General features: G+C 63.0%; 23 protein-coding genes and 1 tRNA gene. 12 read left to right on the plus strand and 12 right to left on the minus strand.

The window, feature by feature from the left end:
• Positions 1-49: 49 nt before the first annotated feature.
• On the minus strand, positions 50-1,204 hold the full coding sequence (locus AC5ZG5_RS06115; protein ID WP_028166802.1) for an OpgC domain-containing protein: 1,155 nt from the start codon (positions 1,202-1,204) through the stop codon (positions 50-52).
• Positions 1,205-1,426: 222 nt separating this feature from the next.
• On the opposite strand from AC5ZG5_RS06115, the gene AC5ZG5_RS06120 reads away from it, so the two are divergent.
• Positions 1,427-1,735, plus strand: a complete 309-nt coding sequence (locus AC5ZG5_RS06120) for an ETC complex I subunit (protein ID WP_035691450.1) — start codon at positions 1,427-1,429, stop codon at positions 1,733-1,735.
• A 26-nt stretch (positions 1,736-1,761) separates the two neighbouring features.
• Here the strand turns inward: AC5ZG5_RS06120 and AC5ZG5_RS06125 are convergent, their stop codons facing one another.
• Positions 1,762-2,214 carry a DUF2000 domain-containing protein gene (locus AC5ZG5_RS06125; protein ID WP_456641585.1) on the minus strand — a complete coding sequence of 151 codons (453 nt, stop codon included), beginning with the start codon at positions 2,212-2,214 and terminating at the stop codon, positions 1,762-1,764.
• 93 nt (positions 2,215-2,307) lie between these two features.
• Here AC5ZG5_RS06125 and AC5ZG5_RS06130 point away from each other — a divergent pair, with 93 nt between their 5' ends.
• The gene (locus AC5ZG5_RS06130; RefSeq protein WP_456641586.1) at positions 2,308-2,724 is read left to right on the plus strand and encodes a MarR family winged helix-turn-helix transcriptional regulator; all 417 of its coding nucleotides are present in this window, start codon (positions 2,308-2,310) and stop codon (positions 2,722-2,724) included.
• Here AC5ZG5_RS06130 and AC5ZG5_RS06135 read toward each other — a convergent pair.
• Together AC5ZG5_RS06135 and AC5ZG5_RS06140 are read right to left on the minus strand one after the other, a co-directional pair.
• The gene (locus AC5ZG5_RS06135; RefSeq protein ID WP_028166805.1) at positions 2,721-3,185 is read right to left on the minus strand and encodes an Lrp/AsnC family transcriptional regulator; all 465 of its coding nucleotides are present in this window, start codon (positions 3,183-3,185) and stop codon (positions 2,721-2,723) included. The two genes, AC5ZG5_RS06130 and AC5ZG5_RS06135, sit on opposite strands and share 4 nt — an antisense overlap.
• 26 nt (positions 3,186-3,211) lie before the next feature.
• Positions 3,212-3,862 carry a TetR/AcrR family transcriptional regulator gene (locus tag AC5ZG5_RS06140; RefSeq protein ID WP_456641587.1) on the minus strand — a complete coding sequence of 217 codons (651 nt, stop codon included), beginning with the start codon at positions 3,860-3,862 and terminating at the stop codon, positions 3,212-3,214.
• A 320-nt stretch (positions 3,863-4,182) separates the two neighbouring features.
• Here AC5ZG5_RS06140 and AC5ZG5_RS06145 point away from each other — a divergent pair, with 320 nt between their 5' ends.
• Genes AC5ZG5_RS06145 through AC5ZG5_RS06155 form a run of 3 tightly spaced genes read left to right on the plus strand, consistent with a single transcriptional unit; the run spans position 4,183 to position 8,695 of the window.
• Positions 4,183-5,787, plus strand: coding sequence for a carboxyl transferase domain-containing protein (locus AC5ZG5_RS06145; RefSeq protein WP_456641588.1), 1,605 nt, complete (start codon positions 4,183-4,185; stop codon positions 5,785-5,787).
• Between the two features lie 2 nt (positions 5,788-5,789).
• Entirely contained in the window at positions 5,790-7,796 is a 2,007-nt protein-coding gene (locus AC5ZG5_RS06150) for an acetyl/propionyl/methylcrotonyl-CoA carboxylase subunit alpha (RefSeq protein WP_456641589.1), read from the plus strand.
• The gene (locus AC5ZG5_RS06155) at positions 7,796-8,695 is read left to right on the plus strand and encodes a hydroxymethylglutaryl-CoA lyase (RefSeq protein ID WP_456641590.1); all 900 of its coding nucleotides are present in this window, start codon (positions 7,796-7,798) and stop codon (positions 8,693-8,695) included. Before AC5ZG5_RS06150 ends, AC5ZG5_RS06155 begins: the two co-directional genes overlap by 1 nt.
• Before the next feature lie 182 nt (positions 8,696-8,877).
• Here the strand turns inward: AC5ZG5_RS06155 and AC5ZG5_RS06160 are convergent, their stop codons facing one another.
• From AC5ZG5_RS06160 to AC5ZG5_RS06170, 3 genes are read right to left on the minus strand one after another with little or no spacing between them, the layout of a single operon-like run.
• Positions 8,878-10,236: a TRAP transporter large permease gene (locus AC5ZG5_RS06160; RefSeq protein ID WP_456641591.1), complete on the minus strand. Its 1,359-nt coding sequence runs from the start codon at positions 10,234-10,236 to the stop codon at positions 8,878-8,880.
• On the minus strand, positions 10,233-10,787 hold the full coding sequence (locus tag AC5ZG5_RS06165) for a TRAP transporter small permease (protein WP_456641592.1): 555 nt from the start codon (positions 10,785-10,787) through the stop codon (positions 10,233-10,235). Before AC5ZG5_RS06165 ends, AC5ZG5_RS06160 begins: the two co-directional genes overlap by 4 nt.
• On the minus strand, positions 10,784-11,806 hold the full coding sequence (locus AC5ZG5_RS06170; RefSeq protein WP_130225717.1) for a TRAP transporter substrate-binding protein: 1,023 nt from the start codon (positions 11,804-11,806) through the stop codon (positions 10,784-10,786). The genes AC5ZG5_RS06165 and AC5ZG5_RS06170 overlap by 4 nt, the downstream gene beginning before the upstream one ends.
• A 322-nt stretch (positions 11,807-12,128) precedes the next feature.
• Here AC5ZG5_RS06170 and AC5ZG5_RS06175 point away from each other — a divergent pair, with 322 nt between their 5' ends.
• The gene (locus tag AC5ZG5_RS06175; RefSeq protein ID WP_028166814.1) at positions 12,129-12,374 is read left to right on the plus strand and encodes a pentapeptide MXKDX repeat protein; all 246 of its coding nucleotides are present in this window, start codon (positions 12,129-12,131) and stop codon (positions 12,372-12,374) included.
• Between the two features lie 109 nt (positions 12,375-12,483).
• On the opposite strand, the gene AC5ZG5_RS06180 is transcribed toward AC5ZG5_RS06175, so the two are convergent.
• The gene (locus AC5ZG5_RS06180) at positions 12,484-12,840 is read right to left on the minus strand and encodes a DUF6481 family protein (protein WP_456641593.1); all 357 of its coding nucleotides are present in this window, start codon (positions 12,838-12,840) and stop codon (positions 12,484-12,486) included.
• A gap of 217 nt (positions 12,841-13,057) precedes the next feature.
• Positions 13,058-13,273: a hypothetical protein gene (locus AC5ZG5_RS06185; protein ID WP_028166816.1), complete on the minus strand. Its 216-nt coding sequence runs from the start codon at positions 13,271-13,273 to the stop codon at positions 13,058-13,060.
• A gap of 208 nt (positions 13,274-13,481) precedes the next feature.
• Here AC5ZG5_RS06185 and AC5ZG5_RS06190 point away from each other — a divergent pair, with 208 nt between their 5' ends.
• From AC5ZG5_RS06190 to AC5ZG5_RS06200, 3 genes are all read left to right on the plus strand, one after another.
• The gene (locus AC5ZG5_RS06190) at positions 13,482-13,658 is read left to right on the plus strand and encodes a hypothetical protein (protein ID WP_456641594.1); all 177 of its coding nucleotides are present in this window, start codon (positions 13,482-13,484) and stop codon (positions 13,656-13,658) included.
• 106 nt (positions 13,659-13,764) lie between these two features.
• Positions 13,765-13,998, plus strand: coding sequence for a hypothetical protein (locus AC5ZG5_RS06195; RefSeq protein WP_028166817.1), 234 nt, complete (start codon positions 13,765-13,767; stop codon positions 13,996-13,998).
• Between the two features lie 377 nt (positions 13,999-14,375).
• Positions 14,376-15,497, plus strand: a complete 1,122-nt coding sequence (locus AC5ZG5_RS06200; protein WP_456641595.1) for a helix-turn-helix transcriptional regulator — start codon at positions 14,376-14,378, stop codon at positions 15,495-15,497.
• A gap of 326 nt (positions 15,498-15,823) precedes the next feature.
• On the opposite strand, the gene AC5ZG5_RS06205 is transcribed toward AC5ZG5_RS06200, so the two are convergent.
• The 3 genes from AC5ZG5_RS06205 to AC5ZG5_RS06215 all read right to left on the minus strand — a co-directional run bounded on the left by AC5ZG5_RS06205 (position 15,824) and on the right by AC5ZG5_RS06215 (position 16,972).
• The gene (locus tag AC5ZG5_RS06205) at positions 15,824-15,964 is read right to left on the minus strand and encodes a hypothetical protein (protein WP_165435194.1); all 141 of its coding nucleotides are present in this window, start codon (positions 15,962-15,964) and stop codon (positions 15,824-15,826) included.
• Between the two features lie 166 nt (positions 15,965-16,130).
• The gene (locus AC5ZG5_RS06210) at positions 16,131-16,397 is read right to left on the minus strand and encodes a hypothetical protein (RefSeq protein ID WP_456641596.1); all 267 of its coding nucleotides are present in this window, start codon (positions 16,395-16,397) and stop codon (positions 16,131-16,133) included.
• Positions 16,398-16,726: 329 nt separating this feature from the next.
• Positions 16,727-16,972 (minus strand): H-NS histone family protein, encoded by a 246-nt coding sequence (locus AC5ZG5_RS06215; RefSeq protein ID WP_456641597.1) that lies wholly within the window; start codon positions 16,970-16,972, stop codon positions 16,727-16,729.
• 346 nt (positions 16,973-17,318) lie between these two features.
• Here AC5ZG5_RS06215 and AC5ZG5_RS06220 point away from each other — a divergent pair, with 346 nt between their 5' ends.
• From AC5ZG5_RS06220 to AC5ZG5_RS06230, 3 genes are all read left to right on the plus strand, one after another.
• Positions 17,319-17,768, plus strand: coding sequence for an arsenate-mycothiol transferase ArsC (locus AC5ZG5_RS06220; RefSeq protein ID WP_130225730.1), 450 nt, complete (start codon positions 17,319-17,321; stop codon positions 17,766-17,768).
• A gap of 682 nt (positions 17,769-18,450) precedes the next feature.
• A tRNA-Arg gene (locus tag AC5ZG5_RS06225) sits at positions 18,451-18,527 on the plus strand.
• 273 nt (positions 18,528-18,800) lie between these two features.
• Positions 18,801-19,460 carry a class I SAM-dependent methyltransferase gene (locus AC5ZG5_RS06230; protein WP_456641598.1) on the plus strand — a complete coding sequence of 220 codons (660 nt, stop codon included), beginning with the start codon at positions 18,801-18,803 and terminating at the stop codon, positions 19,458-19,460.
• The last annotated feature ends 249 nt before the right edge of the window (positions 19,461-19,709 follow it).

Consider the following 19,709-nt stretch of genomic DNA (forward strand, 5'->3'; position numbering starts at 1 on the left):
TCTGCTCGTCCCGGCCCCGTGAAGAACGGGGGAGAGGCGGAAGATGGCGCTACGTCGCCTTCGCCGGGGTCGGTGGCGTCTTCGGCAGCGGCTTGTCCTGCCGTTTCGACCAGGAGATGTAGTAGGCCACGATCGTCATGATCGCGATGCCGGTGACGCTGACGAAGATCTGCGCGAGCAGCGAGCCAGAGCTCATCGACAGCTCGAAGTGCCCGACAAAGGACAGGAACACGCCGACACAGAACACCGCGAGCGACTGCTGGCCACAGACGATCAGCGGATCGAACACCTTCCATTCCAGTGCCGCCCAATCCTTCGGGATGAAGCGGATCACGAGGATGACGATGACCGCGAAGTGGATGAAGCGGTAAGGCGCGAGGTTGGTCTTGTCGTTCGGGTTGAAGGCCGAATAGAGCCAGTCCGGGAACATGGCGCCGAAATCCGGGAAGCGGCCGGCCATGGTCATGATCAGCGCGAAGATCATATAGGCGACGCAGAACCAGAGCGTGTAGGGCGAGTTGATGATGTTGGCATTCTGCCGCGCGCCGCCGAGTGCGCACCAGGCGCCGAACACGAACAGAACCTGCCAGGCGAACGGGTTGAAGTACCAGACGCCGGCCGGATAGGCCGGCAGGTTCCACCCCACCTGGCGCGACACCAGCCACAGCGCGATCGAGGCGAGCATGGTCAGGTTCGGTTGGCGCAGCATGAACCAGAGCACCGGCGGGAACAGGCCCATCAGCACGATGTAGAGCGGCAGCACGTCGAGGTTGACCGGCTTGAACTTAAGGAACAGGCCCTGGCGCAGGGTCTCGGTCGCGTTGTCGACGAGGCCGGCGACGTTGAATTCGTTGATAAGGTTGGAATCGCCGAAGCGCAACGCCAGGTAGCTGATTGCGGCGATGTAGATCACAAACAGGATGATGTGGGCGACGTAGAGCTGCCAGACGCGCTTGGTCAGTCGGGTCGCGCCGACGACGAAGCCGCGCTCCAGCATCATCCGGGCGTAGACGAAGGAGGCGGTATAGCCGGAGATGAAGACGAACAGGTCGGCGGCGTCGCTGAAACCGTAATTCCGCGTGGTGATCCAATTCACCACATTGTCGGGGATATGATCGAGATAAATCGCCCAGTTCGCGACCCCGCGAAACAGGTCGAGCCGGAGATCGCGTCCCTTTTCGGGCAGGGTGGCGTTGATTTTCATGGGTCCCGCTTCGAAGTGATGCTTTCGAGAAGGCCGCGCCGCGAGACATTCGAGCCCATCCGCGGCCAGATTGTCACAGCGCGGTAGAATGGCTATACCGGACGAAAGGTAACATCCGGGTTCAGGAATCACCCATCACATCCGTGAAAGGTGTCTGTATACTATCCCGGGCGTTCCCTCCACACGCTCCATGTCGCACAATCCCCGAAGGTTCGACAATCCATGACGACAGCTCGCATTTTTAAGCCCGCCAAAAACGCGATGCAATCGGGGCGTGCCAAGACCAGGGAATGGCAGCTCGATTATGAGCCGGAACAGCCGCGGATGGTCGAGCCCCTGATGGGCTGGACCTCGTCCGGCGACATGAAGCAGCAGCTCACGCTGCGCTTCCAGACCAAGGAAGAGGCGATCGCCTATTGCGAACGCAAGGGCATCCCCTACCAGGTGCTCGAGCCGAAGGAATCGCTCCACCGGCAGATCGCCTATGCCGACAATTTCTCGTTCCGCCGCGGCGAGCCCTGGACGCACTAACTAACCAGCAGCATGTAAGCGTGCTCTCAGGGCGCCCGTAGCAGCGAATATTTGCCGACGATGCGGCCGACCCGCTTCCTCGTGCCGAACAGCATGATCCCGAGATATTCGATGCTATCCGGCGCAAGGCCGCTCATCATGCGCCGGAATTCGCCGTAGTCGTTGGTCTCTTGTCCCTGCACGGGGAAGTCGACGATCTCAATTCCCGCCTCGGCCGCCTTCTGCCGGATTCGCGGCAAATCCTCCTTCGGCGCGCCCAGCACGGGAATTCCGATCGGGATCAGTCCCGCATGGGGATTGCCCGCGGCATCGATCAGCGCATCGCCGACGAGGTGAGGGTGGCGGGCGCCCATCGTCAGGGCCATCACGGCGGCGGCGTTGGCGGCCTTGCCAAGGGGCAACCCCGCATCGATCACCGCCACGCAGCGTTGCGGCTCGGACGCGCCTTCCTCGGCATTGCGATCGGCAGGATGCGACATCATCAACCCCCGCTGTACAAGTAACTTGTACACAAGTAACATGCGTGCGTGAAAAACGTCAACCCAGAACGCCCCGGCGGCTGTAAGGGAACGATGGACAAGATCGAGGACTGCATCAGCTTCCTGCTCGGAAAGGCGCAGCAGCGGGTGACACGGCGCGCCAAGGAATTGCTGGCCGAGCACGATGTGACGCCGGTGCAGTACGCCGCGCTATGCGTGCTCTGGGAAGAGGACGCGCAGACGGCGGCTGAGCTCGGCGCGCGCCTTGTGATCGACAGCGCGACCATGACCGGCGTCATAGACCGGCTCGAGCGCTCGGGTCTGATCAGGCGCCACGCCGATGAGAGCGACCGGCGCATCTACCATCTCTACCTGACCGAGCGCGGGCGGGCGCTGCGAGCCCCGCTGGATTCCGCGATGGAAAAGCTCAATGCCGAAGTCGCGGAACTCCTCGGCAAGGATTGGCCGCGCTTCCACCGCATGCTGCGCAAGGTTGGTACGTCTGGCTAGGGAAGCGGGAGCGGCAGCGGTGCGTCCTTGGAGACGCCGAGCACCGGAAAGCTCCTGATGGTGCGCACCTCAGCCATCGCCGAGAACTGCAGGAGCTGCTGGTGCATGCCTTGAACACCGGTTGCCACGCATTTGAGCAGGAAGTCTGCCTCGCCTGAAATGCGCCAGCATTGCTGCACCAGGGGCAGGCGGGCGATCGATGCCTCGAACGCCTCCAGCGTGGCTTGGTTTTGGCTGGTCAACTGTATCAGGACAAAGGACACCACCTCGTAACCGAGCGTCCGCTCGTCAAGGCTCGCACGGACGTCCCTGATCACGCCGCGGCTACGCAGCGCGCGGACGCGGCGCAGGCAGGCCGGCGCGGAGATGCCAACGCGCTGCGCCAGATCGTTGTAGCGCAGCCGGCCGTCCTGCTGCAGCTCGGACAAAATCTTCCGGTCGATCTCGTCGAGCTCCGTCATGAATGCCTCATACCTTGACGAACGAACTATCCTGCGGCGACACGCCGTGTTGCCCTGCGGCTGATGCGGGCAGGGGGAGCAGCCGCCTGCGGCGCGATGCCCGACAGCACCAGCTTTTCATGGGTGGCGATGATGGCTTCCTTCGAGAGCCGGCCGCCGGGACGATACCAGGTGCAGGGCCCGGTCAGCATCGCCAGGATCGCAAAGGTCGCGACCTGCACATCGACCAATTCGAAGACGCCCTGCGCAACACCTTCCTCGAGGATGTCGGCAAGGCGCCGCTCATAAGCCTCGCGCAAGGCGATCACCGCCGCATAATTCTTCGGCTCCAGGCTCCGCAGCTCGGAATTGGCGATGTAGACCTCGCGCTTGCGCGTCATGTGATAGCTGACGTGGAAGGCAACGAAGGCGCGGATTTTTTCCTCCGGACCGCTCTTGCCGTCGAGCGCAAGATCGAGCTGGCGCAGCAGCTCGTTGATATGGTGCTGCACCAGGTCGAACAGCAATTCCTGTTTGGTGCTGATGTGGTTGTAGAGCGAGCCCGCTTGGATGCCGACCTCGGCGGCGAGCTGGCGCAGGCTCATGGCCTCATAGCCATGCTCGAAGATCAGGCGCGTTCCGGCTTTGCGGATCGCCTCCAGCGTCGTTGGGCCGTGTGAGCCGATCGTGCGCGCCATCGGGACCCTCGCAGGAGCGTTAGAAAGAGCGGGAAACTAGCGAACGATCGTATGTTTATAGTCGGAAAATCGAGCGAAATCAATGTGCTATAACCTTGGTAATCGCTCAATGTCGAGCCTCTTGAGAGGATGATAAAAAAACGTATGATCGTTTCGCTATAGGATCCATAGCGACGGGAGGAATCATGGCGTCGAAACCGGCGGCGGTGGTCAATTTCGCAAGGCGGGAATCATCCGGCTTGAGTGGCGGGCCCTATCGCGCGATGAGCCGCGATATTCTAGTTTGAAGATTGTCGAAACACGCGGCAGAAAAGCGCAACATGCAGCTTCATTCCACGATCGATCCCAAATCCCAGGAATTTTCCGGCAATGCCGAGGTGATGCGCGGCCTGGTGGCCGAGCTCCGCGACAAGCTGAGCCAGGTTGCGGGCGGCGGGGGCGAGGCGTCCCGTATCAGGCATACCTCGCGCGGCAAGATGCTGGCGCGCGACCGCGTCGACCTCCTGGTCGATCCCGGCACCGCATTCCTGGAATTGTCGCCGCTCGCGGCCAATGGCCTCTATGGCGGCGACGTGCATTCGGCGAGCGTGATCACCGGGGTCGGGCGCATCTCGGGCCGCGAATGCATCATCGTCGCCAATGATGCCACCATCAAGGGCGGCACCTATTATCCGATGACGGTGAAGAAGCACCTGCGCGCCCAGGATATCGCGCGGCAGAACAATCTGCCCTGCGTCTACCTGGTCGATTCGGGCGGCGCCTTCCTGCCGATGCAGGACGAGATCTTCCCGGACGAGCGCCACTTCGGCCGCATCTTCTACAACCAGGCGCAGATGTCGGCCGCGGGCATCCCACAGATCGCGATCGTGATGGGCTCCTGCACCGCCGGCGGCGCCTATGTGCCGGCGATGTCGGACGAGAGCATCATCGTACGCAATCAGGGGACGATCTTTCTCGGCGGCCCGCCATTGGTGAAGGCCGCGACCGGCGAGGTCGTCACCGCGGAAGAACTCGGCGGTGCCGACGTGCATTCGCGGCAGTCCGGCGTCACCGACCACTACGCGCAGAATGATGCGCATGCGATCGGCATTGCCCGGCGCATCGTCGCCACATTGAAGCCGTCGGCGCGCGCCACGCTCAACATGCGCGAGCCGCGAGAGCCTTTGTATCCGGCCGAGGAGATCTATGGCGTGGTCTCCTCCGACGGCCGCAAGCCGTTCGACGTCCACGACATCATCGCGCGGATCGTCGATGGCTCCGAATTCGACGAGTTCAAGCGGCTTTATGGCACCACGCTGATCTGCGGCTTTGCCCATATCTGGGGCTTTCCGGTCGGCATCATCGCCAACAACGGCATCCTGTTCAGCGAAAGCTCGCTGAAGGGCGCGCATTTCATCGAACTGTGCTGCCAGCGCGGCATCCCGCTGGTGTTCCTGCAGAACATCACCGGCTTCATGGTCGGCAAGAAATACGAGGCCGGCGGCATCGCGCGCGACGGTGCCAAGCTCGTCACTGCGGTGGCGACCGCCGGCGTGCCGAAATTCACCGTCGTGATCGGCGGCTCCTATGGCGCCGGCAATTACGGCATGTGCGGCCGCGCCTACAGCCCGCGCTTCCTCTGGCTGTGGCCGAATGCGCGCATCTCCGTGATGGGCGGCGAGCAGGCCTCGATGGTGCTGAGCCAGGTCCGGCGCGACAATATCGAAGCCAAGGGCGACACCTGGTCGGCGGAGGAAGAGGAGAAGTTCCGTGCGCCCATCCGCGCGCAATATGAGAGCCAGGGCAATCCCTATTACGCCACCGCGCGGCTCTGGGACGACGGCGTGATCGATCCCGCCGACACGCGCCTTGTGCTCGGCCTCGGGCTATCGGCCGCCGCCAATGCGCCGATCGAGCCGACGAAGTTCGGCCTGTTCAGGATGTGACGATGGACCGCTCAAAGCTCTACCGGCGTTTTCGCACCCTGCTGATCGCCAACCGCGGCGAGATCGCTTGCCGCGTGATCCGCACCGCCAAGGCCATGGGCCTGCGCACCGTCGCGGTTTATTCCGAGGCCGACCGCGATGCCCTGCATGTCGCGTTCGCCGACGAGGCCGTGCTGCTGGGCCCGGCCCGGGCGCGCGACAGCTATCTCAACATCCAGCGCGTGATCGAAGCGGCGCGCGAGACCGGGGCCGAGGCTGTTCATCCCGGCTACGGCTTCTTGTCCGAGAACGCGGAATTCGCACAAGCCTGCTTCGAGGCAGGGTTGGTGTTCGTCGGCCCGACGGCCGAGATGATGAACGCGATGGGCTCGAAATCCGGCTCCAAGGCGCTGATGGAGAAGGCTGATGTGCCGCTGGTGCCCGGCTATCACGGCGAGGCGCAGGACGAGGCCACTCTGGCGAATGCCGCGGAGCGTATCGGTTTCCCGGTGCTGGTGAAGGCCTCGGCCGGCGGCGGCGGCCGCGGTATGCGGGTGGTCAATTCAGCAGCCGAGCTGTCGGCTGCAATCATCAGCGCCAAGCGCGAGGCCAAGGCGGCATTCGGCGACGACCGCATGCTGATCGAGAAATACGTCCAGAACCCGCGCCATATCGAGGTGCAGATCATCGGCGACAGCCATGGCAATCTGCTCTCGCTATGGGAGCGCGAATGCACACTGCAGCGCCGGCACCAGAAGGTGATCGAGGAAGCGCCGTCGCCGACGCTGAATGCCACCCAGCGCGAGACCGTCTGCGCCGCCGCGCGAAAGGCGGCCGCGGCTGTCAATTACGTGGGCGCCGGCACCATCGAATTCGTCTCCGATGGCAGGGACGTGTTCTTCATCGAGATGAACACGCGCCTGCAGGTCGAGCATCCCGTCACCGAACTGATCACCGGCGTCGATCTCGTGGAATGGCAACTCCGCGTCGCCTTCGGCGAGAAGCTGCCGCTAACCCAGAACGAAATCAAGCTGAACGGCCACGCCATCGAGGCGCGGGTCTATGCGGAAAATCCGCAGAAGAATTTCATGCCGTCGGTCGGACGCATCAAGACCTGGCGCACGCCGGAGGAGGGCGACGGTTTGCGCATCGATGCCGGCTATCGCAGCGGCGACAACGTCTCGCCGTATTATGACGCGATGCTGGCAAAGGTGATCGCGTGGGCGCCGACGCGCGAGATCGCGATCGAGAAGCTCAATCGCGGGCTGGAAGAAACCGACGTCCGCGGCATCGTCACCAACATCCCGTTCCTGTCGGCGCTGGTGACGCATCCTGCTGTGGTTGCGAATGCCATCGATACCGGCTTCATTGAGCGCGAACTGAAGAGCCTGACCGCAGAACGTGGGGCTGCCGGTGCGTTCGAGCTGTGCGCCGCGGTCGCTGCGATCTTGAATGAGGAGCAGAAGGCTGCACGGAAGGAGGCGCATTCGGCGTGGCAGACCTTCGGCTGGATGCCGGTCGGCCAACGGCAGCGGGTGTTTTCGTTCCGGCAGGGGCAGGGCGCGGAACAGAAGGTGACGCTGCGCTACGGCAACGGGCCGTCGACGGTGTCGGTCGGCGATCGCACGTTCGCGCTGGCGCTGGCGCCGTCCGCGGATGAGGGCTTTGATCTGACGCTTGATGGCACGAAATCCGGTGTCGTGGCCGTGATCGAGGGTCACGAGCTCTATTTGCGTACCCGCAACGGCCGCTTCGATCTGCACTGGGTCGATCCGTTCGGCGGCGAAACCGAGGAGCAGGTCGGCGAGGACAAAATCGTCGCGCCGCTGCCGGGCACTGTTGTCGCCCTGCTAGCCGAAGAGGGCGCGATGTTGGAGAAGGGCGCGGCGATCCTGACGCTGGAAGTGATGAAGATGGAACAGACGTTGCGCGCGCCGTATGCCGGCGTGCTGAAGAAGCTGAAATGCAAGGTGGGCGATATCGTCGGCGAGGGCGTCGAACTCGCCGAAGTCGAGCCGGTGGCTGCGTGATGAGCGAGCCCGTCCGCATCGTCGAGGTCGGCCCGCGCGACGGGCTGCAGAACGAGAAGACGCCGATCAGCGTCGCCGATCGGATCGCCTTCATCGAGCGACTGATCGGCGCCGGCTTGCCGATCGTCGAGGTCGGCGCCTTCGTGTCGCCGAAGGCGGTCCCGCAGATGGTGGGATCGGCCGAGGTGCTGCGCGGCGTCAGCCATCTTCCCGGCGAATTCCACGTGCTGGTGCCGAACGAGAAGGGCTATGAGGCCTCGCAGGCCGCCGGCGCCAAGGTGATAGCGGTGTTCGCGTCCGCGTCCGAAGGCTTTTCCCGCGCCAACATCAATTGCTCGGTCGCGGAATCGATCGAGCGCTTCAAGCCGGTGCTGGCGCGTGCCAAGGCCGACGGCATCAAGGTGCGCGGCTATATCTCCTGCGTGCTCGGCTGCCCCTTCGACGGCGAGGTGAAGCCGCAGGCGGTCGTCGACGTTGCCAGGACACTGTGGGATCTCGGCTGCTATGAGATATCGCTAGGCGACACCATCGGCGTCGGCACGCCGGTCAAGGCGCGGCACCTGATGCGAGCGGTCGCAGGCGAGGTACCGGCACAAAACCTCGCGATGCATTTCCACGACACCTACGGCCAGGCGCTCGCCAACCTCTACGCCGGCATGGAGGAGGGCGTCCGCGTCATCGATTCAGCCGCCGGCGGCCTCGGCGGCTGCCCCTATGCCCCCGGCGCCACCGGCAATGTCGCCACCGAGGACGTCGTCTACATGCTCGAAGGCATGGGCATCAAAATCGGCGTCGACATGGACAAGCTGCTCGCCGCAACCAACGAAGTGAGCCGTCTGCTCGGCCGTCCGCCGGTAAGCCGCGTCGCCAACGCGCTGAACGCGAAGAAGAAGCGCTAGCTTTGTAGGGTGGGCAAAGCGGAGCGTGCCCGCCATCCGCCCTCCGCAAGAAGTGGTGGGCACGCTCCGCTTTGCCCACCCTACAATTGATTGCCGTCATTGCGAGCGAAGCAATCCACTGCCCCCACTGGCGCAAGCGGCGAGATGGATTGCTTCGCTTCGCTCGCAATGACGGATGAAAGTTACCGCACGCTCTCCGGCCCCATCACGAGATCCGGCAGCCACGTCGAGATTCCCGGGAAGAAGCAGAGCAACAGCACCGCCAGCATCATCAGGAGCACGAACGGCAGCGTGCCCCAGATCACCTCGCTCAAGGGAATATCGGGCGCGACGTTGCGGATGACGAAGATGTTCAATCCGACCGGCGGATGGATCAGGCCCATTTCCATCACGATGGTCATCACCACGCCGAACCAGATGATGTCGAAATTGGCGGCGCGGAGCGGCGGCAGGATGATCGGCGCGGTCATCAGGATGATCGAGACCGGCGGCAGGAAGAAGCCGAGCACGATCACCATGAGGAGGATCGCCACGAGCAATTCCCAGCGCGGCAGGTGCATCGCGACGATCGCCTCCGCGGCCGACTGCGAGATGTGCAGATAGCTCATCACGTAGGAATAGAGCAGCGACATGCCGATGATCATCATCAGCATGGTCGACTCGCGGATGGTGGATTTCAGGATCGGCTCGAGGTCGCTCGGCTTCCAGACGCTATAGATCACCGCGATCAGCCCGAGCGCCAACAGCCCGCCGAGGCCGGCGGTCTCCGACGGCGTCGCGTAGCCGCCATAGAGCGCGATCATCACGCCGGTCAGGAGCAGCACGAACGGCAGCACCCGCGGCAGCGCGTTGAAGCGGTCGGCCATCGTGAACTCGTCGCGCTGGAGGATCGCGGCATCCGCACCGGTCGCGTCATAGGCGGCGCGCGCGGCCGCATACTCCTTGCGGAAACGGAACATCGCGTAGATGCCGAACAGTGTCACCAGCAACAGGCCCGGTCCGATGCCGGCGAGGAACAGGCGCCCCAGCGATTTCTCCGCCGCGACTGCGAACAGGATCATGGTGATTGAGGGCGGCAGCAGGATGCCGAGCGTGCCGCCGGCGGCGATGATCCCCGCGGCAAAGCCGCCGGAATAGCCGCGCTTGCGCATCTCGGGGATGCCGGCCGAGCCGATCGCCGAGCAGGTCGCCGGCGAGGATCCCGCCATCGCGGCAAACAGCGCGCAGGCGAACACATTGGCAACCCCGAGCCCGCCGGGCACGCGATGCAGCCAGGCGTGCAGCGCCGAATAGAGATCCTGGCCCGCGCGGGATTTGCCGATCGCTGCGCCCTTCAGGATGAACAGCGGGATCGACAAGAGCGTGATCGAGGCCATCTCCTCGTAGACGTTCTGCGTCACCGTATCGAGGGAGGCCGTCGGCATGTAGATCGCCATGAACACGACCGCGACTGCGCCCAAAGCAAACGCAATGGGCATGCCCGAGAACATCGCAAACAGGGTGGCAAGCCCGTAACTGATGCCGATCCCAAGCACAGTCATCGGCGCGCACCACCCAGTAGGGGAAGGATGATCTGCAGCAGGAGCTGCAGGCAGAGCAGCGACATACCCAGCGCCATCAGCATGTAGGGGATCGCAAGCGGCGGCGACCACATCGAGTTCGAGACTTGGCCATCGACATAGGCTTCATGCGCCAACGTCCAGGATTTCCAGGCAAAGAAGGCGCAGAAGGCCAAGCTTGCGACATCGACCAGCCACAGCCTGATGCGATTTGCGAGCGGCGACATCAGCCCGACGAAAGCCTCGATGCTGACATGGCCGCGCTGGGCCTGCACGTACGCGGCGCTCATGAAGGTCGCGCCAACCAGGAGGAATACCGCGGCTTCGTCCTGCCAATAGTTCGGGCTGTGAAACAGCGCGCGGCCGAGCACGCTGTAGCTCAGGATCACGCAGGCCGCGATCAGTGCGATGGACGCGAAGACGACGATGATGTTGTTGCAGATGCCAAGCCCGCGCGACAGCGCCGCCACGAATACATTGCCCGTGACGGCGGTCTGGCGTTCGGCTTGATCCGCGACCGGACCATGCATCATGCGGCGACGTCGCTTGCGAGCTTCAATAAATTGGCTGCCGTCGCGGTTTTAGCACCATAGTCCTTCCAGGCGGTATCGCGCGCAATGTCGCGCCACTTGTTGACGGTGACTGCGTCAAGCGCGCTGACCTTTGCCCCGGCCTTCTCGTAGACCTTGGCGACCTCGACATCGTCGTCCTGCGCGCCCTTCTTGCCGAAGGCCTCGAGCTCCGCGCCGACCGCAAGGATGACGTCCTGCTGCTTCTTCGGCAGCTTGTCGAAGATCGCTTTCGACATCATCAACGGCTCCAGCATGAACCAGTAGGAGGTGCCGGCGCCGGAGGTCAGCGATTTCGCGACTTCCTCCAGGCGGAACGAGATCAGGCTGGTGGAGGAGGTGATGCCGGCGTCGCAGGCGCCGGTCTGCATCGCCGCATAGAGCTCGTTGGAAGGCACCGACAGCACGGCCGCGCCGGCCGTCTGCAGCACCATGTCCATTTCGCGGGAGCCGCCGCGCACCTTCATGCCCTTGGCGTCCTCGGGCGCCACGATCGGCTTGGAGCGGCTGGCGACGCCGCCGGCCTGCCAGACCCAGGTCAGGAGGATGATGCCCTTATCCGCCAGGAAGTCGGAGAGCGCCTTGCCGACCGGTTCCTTCTTCCAGCGCAGGCCCTGATCGTAGGTCGTGACCAGGCCCGGCATCAGGCCGATATTGGTCTCCGGCAGTTCGCCCCCGGCATAGGGCATCGGGTAGAGGCTGATATCGAGCGCGCCCTTGCGCATGGCCGAGAACTGCGCATTGGTCTTGATCAGCGAGGAATTCGGATAGACTTCGGCAGCGATCTCGCCGCCCGAGCGCTTCGCCACCTCAGCGGCGAACATCCGGCACAGCCGGTCGCGAAAATCGCCCTTGTCGATGGTGCCGCCGGGGAACTGGTGCGAGACTTTCAGCGTGGTCGCGGCATGAGCGGTTCCGACGCCGAAGCGCAGCACCGCGGGCGCGGCAAGCGCCGTGGCAAAAAGGTGACGGCGAGTGAGCATAAAGTTTCTCCCATTGGCAAAAGCTGTTCTTGTTTGGCGATAAGGCGGAACTTGAGGGCCGCATTTAGGCGAATTTGCCAGAATTTTCTCTAGTCTGATAGTTTGAGGCGGCCCGGTGCATGACGCCAAGCGTCACACCTGGAGCGGGTATTTTTGCACCGCACACTGCGGCGGACGATGTGCCAAGGCCTAATTTTCAGGCAGCGCCGCTCCGCGTACTCTTTCAAGACTTTGTGAGAGGGTAACAAGGGCCGTTCCGGCCGCGTCGAGGGGAGAGCGGCAGACGTCGCTCCACGATCACCCCTCAGCAAGGATGACCACCATGACCTTCTCGACCCGTATCGGCCTCAGCGTCTCGGCCGCTCTCGTCGCCCTCAGCGTCGCGCTCTCGCCTGCAGCCTTCGCTCAGGACAAGATGGGCAAGGACGACGCCATGAAGAAAGACACGATGTCCAAGGATACGATGTCCAAGGATGCCATGTCGAAGCATGACGGCATGAAGAAAAGCGACGGGATGATGAAGAAGGACGACGCGATGAAGAAAGACGACGGCATGAAGAAGAACTGATCGCCGTCGCGTCTGAGAAGGACTCGCCGCGAGCGCTTCTCGCGGAGAGTCCTTTACATCGAGTATCGAGAGCAAACTTTGCTGGTCTCGATGGTGTCGCAGCAAAGCCTCACCGCTTTTTCTTGCCGCGTTCCTTGCGGGCGGCGTAGCGCGCGTCGCGCTTGGCCTTCTGCTCGGCCTCGAGCGCGGCTTGCCGCGCGGCTTCCTCTTCCTTTTCGCGAGCGATTCGCGCCACTTCCGCGGCGGCAGCCTCTTCCGCGAGGCGCTGTTGCTCGGCCTTGGCCGCCTCGCGCGCAAGCCTTGCCTGCTCCCGGTTGGCGGCGAGCGCCGCGCGCTCGGCGGCGCGCGCCTGCACCGCGGGATCATCGGGCCCGGGACGGGAACGGAATTTTTGCAAAATGTTCTGCCGGGACTGCTGCGCAGCCTTCTGGCGGTCGGAAAAGTTCGGTTCCTTGAAGCCGCTCATACAGAGAGCCTTGTTATCTTCACTGCTGGTTGGAGGAATGATGAAAATCGGGTTCGGCACAGCACATAAGTGAACCCGGGGCAAAATGCCAGCGTCCAATTTGGCATGCCAAACGGGGAAGCTATCCGTAGTCCGCAATGTGCGCGCGGGAGAAGCGAGCCCATCGCCGAGAGCAATACGGTGATGCGCGTCGAACTTCGCTAAAATTCTGGCCGAGCTAGAAGCTGTCGCGGTGGCGGGAGGTTCCCAGCACCCTGGCGACCGTCTGCGCCGTCATGGCCACGCGATCGGAGGTCCGCTGCGCTTCGAGCTTGTCCCGGGCTTTCTCGCGGATCAGGAGCTGGATCAATTCGAGCCGCTTGCTCTCGTCGACCGCTTCCGCCAGCAGTTTCTTGTAGCGATGATAGTCGTAGCCCGTTTCTTGTTTACCCATGTTGTTTACCCATGGCACGCTCCGCACACGCGCTTCCCGGAAGGCGCGCAGTCTTGAGCAGCGCGGGGATGCGCGCAACGGATTTGCGACACTTATGCCCAGGCTTTGCACATTTGATCTGAAGTTGTTGTGATCACATGGACACTTGCGAAGCAGCTACTGCAACCACGATCTCTTCTGCGGTGACGGTGCGGGAACCGACACGATCATGACAGACCCAAGGGGAGGCGGCGGCCGCCGCGGCGCGATTGCCGGTCTCGTGATTGCGGCCGCGATGCTGGCGGCGGGCTTGTGGCTGGCGCGCGAACTGACCGCGGCGAGCAAGATGCAGGACTGCCTGATGTCCGGGCGGACCAACTGCAACGTGATCCAGCCGGCGCAATAAGCGGCAGGCGCCAGCGCTAAAACGCCGCGGGGCGACTGTGATTCCGATCACAGGAAGAGGGGCGACGAGGTCCTATGCTCCGCGCAAACTGAACAGGAACGATCGCATGATCCACCAACTCTATAGCCGCAAGGGATTAGCGCTGCTGGCCGCCATCGTCGTGATCGGTCTTGGCGTGGCGCTCCTGTCAGCCGGCAGCCTCTCTCAGGAGACGGTGGCGAGCGCGGCGCTCGGGCCGGGGTGGCAATGCAGCCGCATCGCCTTTGTCATGACGACCTGCACCAGGGATGCAAGGCCGGAGCGCGCGCGTGCGCACGCGGAGCAGCCGTCGCCCGGTTAGGCTTCCCGTTGATCGACAGGTCAGCACGCATCGCGTGTGACCGCCGCAACATAACCGCGGACGTGACCGCTATACCCTGAGATTCGCGCGGACCTTCCCGCGTTGGCGCGAGGCGGGCTTTCGTGGTCTAGTGCGTGCATTGCACGAAGCGACTGGCGTTCGACACTCTTGGAGTTTTCCGTCCGATAAGCAGTAATTTGCGCCTCACGGGATGGCTGACCGCGATCGGCCGTCAGTGGTTGCGCTTACCCATGCAAAGGCCGTGATCGTACGGACTTGCCCGTTATCGTTTCCTGACATCCAAATGCATTGTGCGGGGCATTCAATCCTCGTGATTGATTGCCACGCGTTCACTCGTCATTCGGTTTGTCGGTTCAATGTCGCATCATCTGCTGAAGGCCATCGACGCCATCTATCAATCCGCGGCGGAGCCGTCGCATTGGCCGCTGGCCCTGCAGAGCATTGCCGATTGCCTCGACGATGTCGGCGCTATCCTGCTCTATGGCAGGGACGACGGAAGTTTTGGCGCCATCCAGTCCGCCTCGCTCGATGTGATCGCGGAAGAATACATGCGCGAGTGGACGTTTCGGGATATCCGCGCGATCCGTGCGCGCGAGCGCGGCTATTTCTTCAATCGTGATGTCCTGACCGACCGTGACGTCGTCTCCGACGAGGACATCGCAACCGACCCCTTCTATTCCGAGCTGCTTCGGAAACACGGCCTGAAATATTTCGCCGCCGCAACGGTCTCGCCGGATGCGAAGATCGAGGTGGCGATGAGCATCCAGCGCGCGAGCAGCAAGCCGGTCTATAGCGACGCCGAGCTCGATCTCGTGGCCCAACTCGGCCGTCACGTCGAGCGCTCGCTTCGCCTTGGCATTCGCCTGATGGACTCCGAACTAAGCAAGCTTGGCCTCGGCGCCGCGCTCGCGAGGTTGGGAACCGGGGTCTTTGTGCTCGATTCGGTCGGCCGCGTGATCTTCTCCAACCCGAAGGCGGAGTCGCTGCTCGGGGATGGGCTCGAGATCGTGGAGGAGAAGCTTGCCGCGGGATCGCTGGCGCTGAATTCGCCGGCCTCCGCGGCGATGAAACGTCTCGCGGCGTACCGCGCCGAGGATGTTCTGGCTGGCGAAAAGCCGATCATCGTGCACCGGCGCACGTCGGGACGGCCGCTTGCGCTCTATGTCCTGCCGGTCTCGATGGCGGCCAACAGCATCAACCAGTTCCTGACCCAGGCCAGGCTGCTCATCCTTGTCGTCGACCCCGACAACAGCAGCCCACCGGACCCGTCGCTGATTCGCGATGTGCTCGGCCTGACGCTGGGCGAGGCCAGGGTGACGGCGCTGGTCGGCACCGGCCAGTCGCCGCGCGACGCCGCCGACAAGCTCGGCATCACCGAGGAGAGCGCCCGGACCATCCTCAAGCGCGTGTTCTCCAAGGTGGGCGTGTCGCGGCAAGGCGAACTGGCGGCGCTATTGGCGCGGCTGGTGCTCAGATAGCCCGGTTGCCGGCGCAAGGCCCGGCAGGCCGGCCGTATCGCCCTCGAACGCCAGAGAAAATCATCGGACAGTTCCCATTTGGGGAATGTCGGCGCGCCCGCGACCGGTGAAGAGATCAGCATGACCGACGGTCGGGTGAGGCCGGGGCCAGCAGCGCCTCACCTCCGACGATGGCAACGAGACCAAGCTTTGGGAATTGGCGCGCCCGGGTTTTGCTCGGGGCGTGGTTGGCGGGGCCAAACCACGCGGCGGCATTGATCTTCGCCGCTCGCGTCAGCTCTGCCCCAATTCAGGCCATTGTTCCAAGGCCGAAAACGGCGGCGAATTCACCGGCAGGACATTCCGGCTTCCATCTCGCCCCAGAAGCCGCACTGCGTGGCGGGCCTTGCGTGCAGTTCGTTCCGGAGTACCAGCAGGCAGGCCCCCACCAGAAGGGCAGCCGAGAGCGTGACAAGCAGTTTTCTCATCGAGTTCCAGTGAATCGCGGACGGGAATCTGCGAGCCGCCTTAAGGCATGCCGGCGCCGCCAGCAAGGCGCACTGGACGCAAACCTGCCCATCTTCTCTGGCCGCCAATAACCGGCTGCTCTGGCCGCCAATAACCGGCAGCCCGCCTATCCACCCGAACAGGGGGCTACACCGTTGCCGTCAGTTGGCTCAGGCGGTCGCTCAGCGCCCGGATGGTCGATTTGAGATTGTCCCGTCGCGTCGAGAGCGTTCTGGCGAGCAGCGGATATCGCGGGTCCGCAGCGTTGCTGACCCCTCCGGAGGCTTCCTCCGTCGCGATATCGCAATCGAGGATCCGGACAGACCTTTGCAGATCCTTGAGCATCGTCTGGATGACGATGACGTCACGTAACGCGGTGATGCTGGAATTCCCAGTCTGAGACGCGGCACCCATGGGCATTGCTCCCGCTTGATCCAACTCGGCGCAGCCTCGTCGGGGGCTGCAGTGTCGGAGCAGCGATTAGCAAGACCTTTGCCAAATTCGGCAACGAGGGATTAACCATGCCAAAGCGCCTCCCGCGTGCCTCTCCAGCGGTCGCGCGAGCCGCGGAGCCTTGCCCCGGAAGACGTCTCGCCCGAGCGTGCTACTCATCAAACGGCCCCAGGGTGCGCTGGGGCCGCCAACCTTGGAGGTTTTCCTCCGGCCGGTGGGGGTAGGGGGCGTTCGACCGGAGGCTGGGATTCGACGCTGGCCCCGCGGTTTCGTTCCTCGCCCGCCGGACACTACCTGCCGACGCGCGCCAGGCCGTCGGCGATCCGGCTCTTTTTCCGCACCTTGATTCTGAAATCCTCGATCCGTTTTCCCAACCTCAGCTGCGCGACCAGCCAGCGTGGCTTCTTGCCTCGACCAGCCCAGGTTTCCGATGGCTGATCAGGATTGCGGTACTTGGGCCGTATCTCCGGATATGGCCGACGCGCCGAAGCGGGGACCCGCAGCTTCCTCAGACGATCTTCCAACTGCGCCTTCATCGACAGAATCTTCTGTCGCAGGACGCCAGCGAGTTCGACACGCAACGTCCACAGACGGTCAGAACTCATCCGCTTGAGTTCGGTTCGTCTCATGACATGACTCCATCACGATCCCAACCTCATAATGATCGCTCATTATCCACCCGCCTCCCGCTGGGTACGCTGCGACAAAACGTGTCTCAACAATGACGAATCCGTGTAAGGGCGCATCATCGTCTGCAAGATGATTTGATGATCAAATTCGTACCTTGCGAACCTTTCTGCAGCCCTCGCGCAATTGCGCAAGAAAGCGACCATCGATATCAATCGGGACGGCGGCTCTCTCTCAGCTCATGATTCTTTCGCGATGGCTCATCATCTGTTGTTCCTGTGCACGGGCAATTATTACCGCAGCCGGTTTGCAGAAGAGCTATTCAATCACCGCGCAGGGCTGGCCGAGTTGAACTGGCGCGCCTTCTCGAAAGGGGCCGCGGAAAGAGGATCGCCCGACAATGTCGGCCCAATGTCGCCTTTCGCTCTCGATGGTCTGCAGGCCAGGGGCATCCGGCCGGTCGGAAACTTGCGGTACCCTCAACCCTGCACTCTGCCTGACCTGGAGAGCGCGGATCTGATCATCGCGCTGAAGGAAGCAGAGCATCGGCCGCTCATCGAACGGCGTTTTCCGGAGATGGCGGACAGGGTGAGATACTGGCATGTGGACGACGTGGACGTCGCCAAGCCTGCCATTGCCTTGGCCTTGATCGACCGCCACGTCGACGATCTATTGGGCTCGCTTTCGGACGCGCGCGCGTCCTGAACGGCGCGGATCGTCTTCATCGTCAGGCGTAGCGCAGCCGTCGTCGGAGGCAGCCTAACGGAGATCGATCTGCCGGCCGTCGTGGGTGTGGAAGACTAGTGCGCGGTCCGCCTGGCCTTGGTCGCCTTCTGCTGCCGGTAAGCTTTGAATTGAGTCAGTATCTGCTGCGGATTCAGCTTTTCCGCCTGCCTGACCTGCTCTCTTAACCATTCCAACTCGGCGAGCTGTTCGAGTAGATCAGGTGAAAATAGTTCCAATAATGATCGTCGGTTCCTGGAAATCCGGAGCTTCTGCCGCAATTACGCAACTCCCATACGCACGCGTGCATTCTCTGGATACCTTTTACGCTGAGCGGTGATCGCGATATATCCGGGAAACCACTGCCACTACTTGAGGCTGAGATTCCGCGTTGCAGCGACCGGATCGAACAGCCATGAAGACCAGGACTTGAGTGCCGTTGCCAAGTTGCCGGGGCTCCGTCACCGAGGCGGCGACACCACGCCGGCGGTTTATCGACCCCGTCGAACAGGCGCAGGATCGGTGGGCGTCAGGAAGACCACGTCGCGGGTCTCCGCCTGGATCCCAGCGTCATGTTTTTACTGTTATTTTGGGCTCTGCCATGCTGGCGGCAGGTCCACGATTATATTATTGAAAGGCTCGATGGCCGATACCGCGCCAAGACGGTCCCATAGCTCAACTGGATAGAGTAGCGGATTTCTACTCCGCGGGTTGCAGGTTCGAATCCTGCTGGGATCGCCATTCGCCGAATCACCCGCTGCCATCTTCCGCACCACCACAGTCCAGTCAGGGCTGACGGCAGCCTCCTTGAAATCAGACGGGCGGGCCTCGCAATCCCCGAGATGCGACCGCCCAGGGCAGGCCCGCAGGGCCAACCGAATTGCAGCGCCGACGCAATCTCCCTCGCGCAGGTAAGGGCCGCGACCGTAATTCGCACCCGGCCGAATTGTTTCCAAATGTTTCTGACAGTAGGGAGGTGCGCGCTGCCGAAAAAAGCTTGGACGGGAGGGGTCGATGACCTTGATGCAGAGAGTAAAACGCAAGCTGTTCCCGCCTCGCGAAGTCATCGAGGGGTATGAGAGCGAGGAGTTGGTCGAGACGATCTTCCACAAGACCATCGCTTACGATCCTACCGGCGACTGGCCGCTCGTGGCCGGGATCAATTCAGTGCTCGATTTCGGAGGCGGCGCCGGCCTGCATTACAAGCTCGCCCGCAAGCAGGCGCCGGACATCCGCTGGGCGGTGGTGGAAACGCCGGCCATGGCGCGCCGCGCGCGTCAGTTGGCGACCAATCGGCTGATGTTCTTCAGCGATATCCGCGAAGCCGCCGACTGGCTCGGAGACATCGAGCTGATGCACTCGAACGGCGCCATCCAATACGTCCCGGAAGCAATCGAGACCATCCGCACTTTGTGTGCCACGCGGCCTGCGGCGATGGCATGGTATCGCGTGCCGATCAGCGACGCCAATGCCAAGGCAGAGGTGCAGACATCCTTCCTCAGCGACAATGGACCGGGAGCGCTGCCGACGTCGAAGGACAAGCTCGTCAAGTACGCCAGGAACTGGATTCCGGCGCAATCATTCCTCGCCGCGCACGAGGGCTATCGCGTCGCCGAGCATAGCCCGGATCCGCGCGAGCACGGCACCCAGCAGTTCCGCTTCGTTCGACACTAAGGCTGGGTACCCGCCCAGCCTGCCGATGCGAAAGATCCGATTTTTCGGCAACTCGATCCGAACCATTTTCTCGTATCGGGCGACAAAGGCGTGCGGGTGGAGCGCGGGTTGCGGTCCACGGTCACCGCCTGCCGTGCCGGCGCTCCGCTGGCCGGGGATAATGACTGGTTTGGCAATGCCTGTTTGCGACTTCTTCGCTACGTTGTTTCCGCGCCATCAGTCTGTCACCTTTTCGCGCCCTTTTATTCG

Source organism: Bradyrhizobium sp. Ses1 (assembly GCF_059512365.1).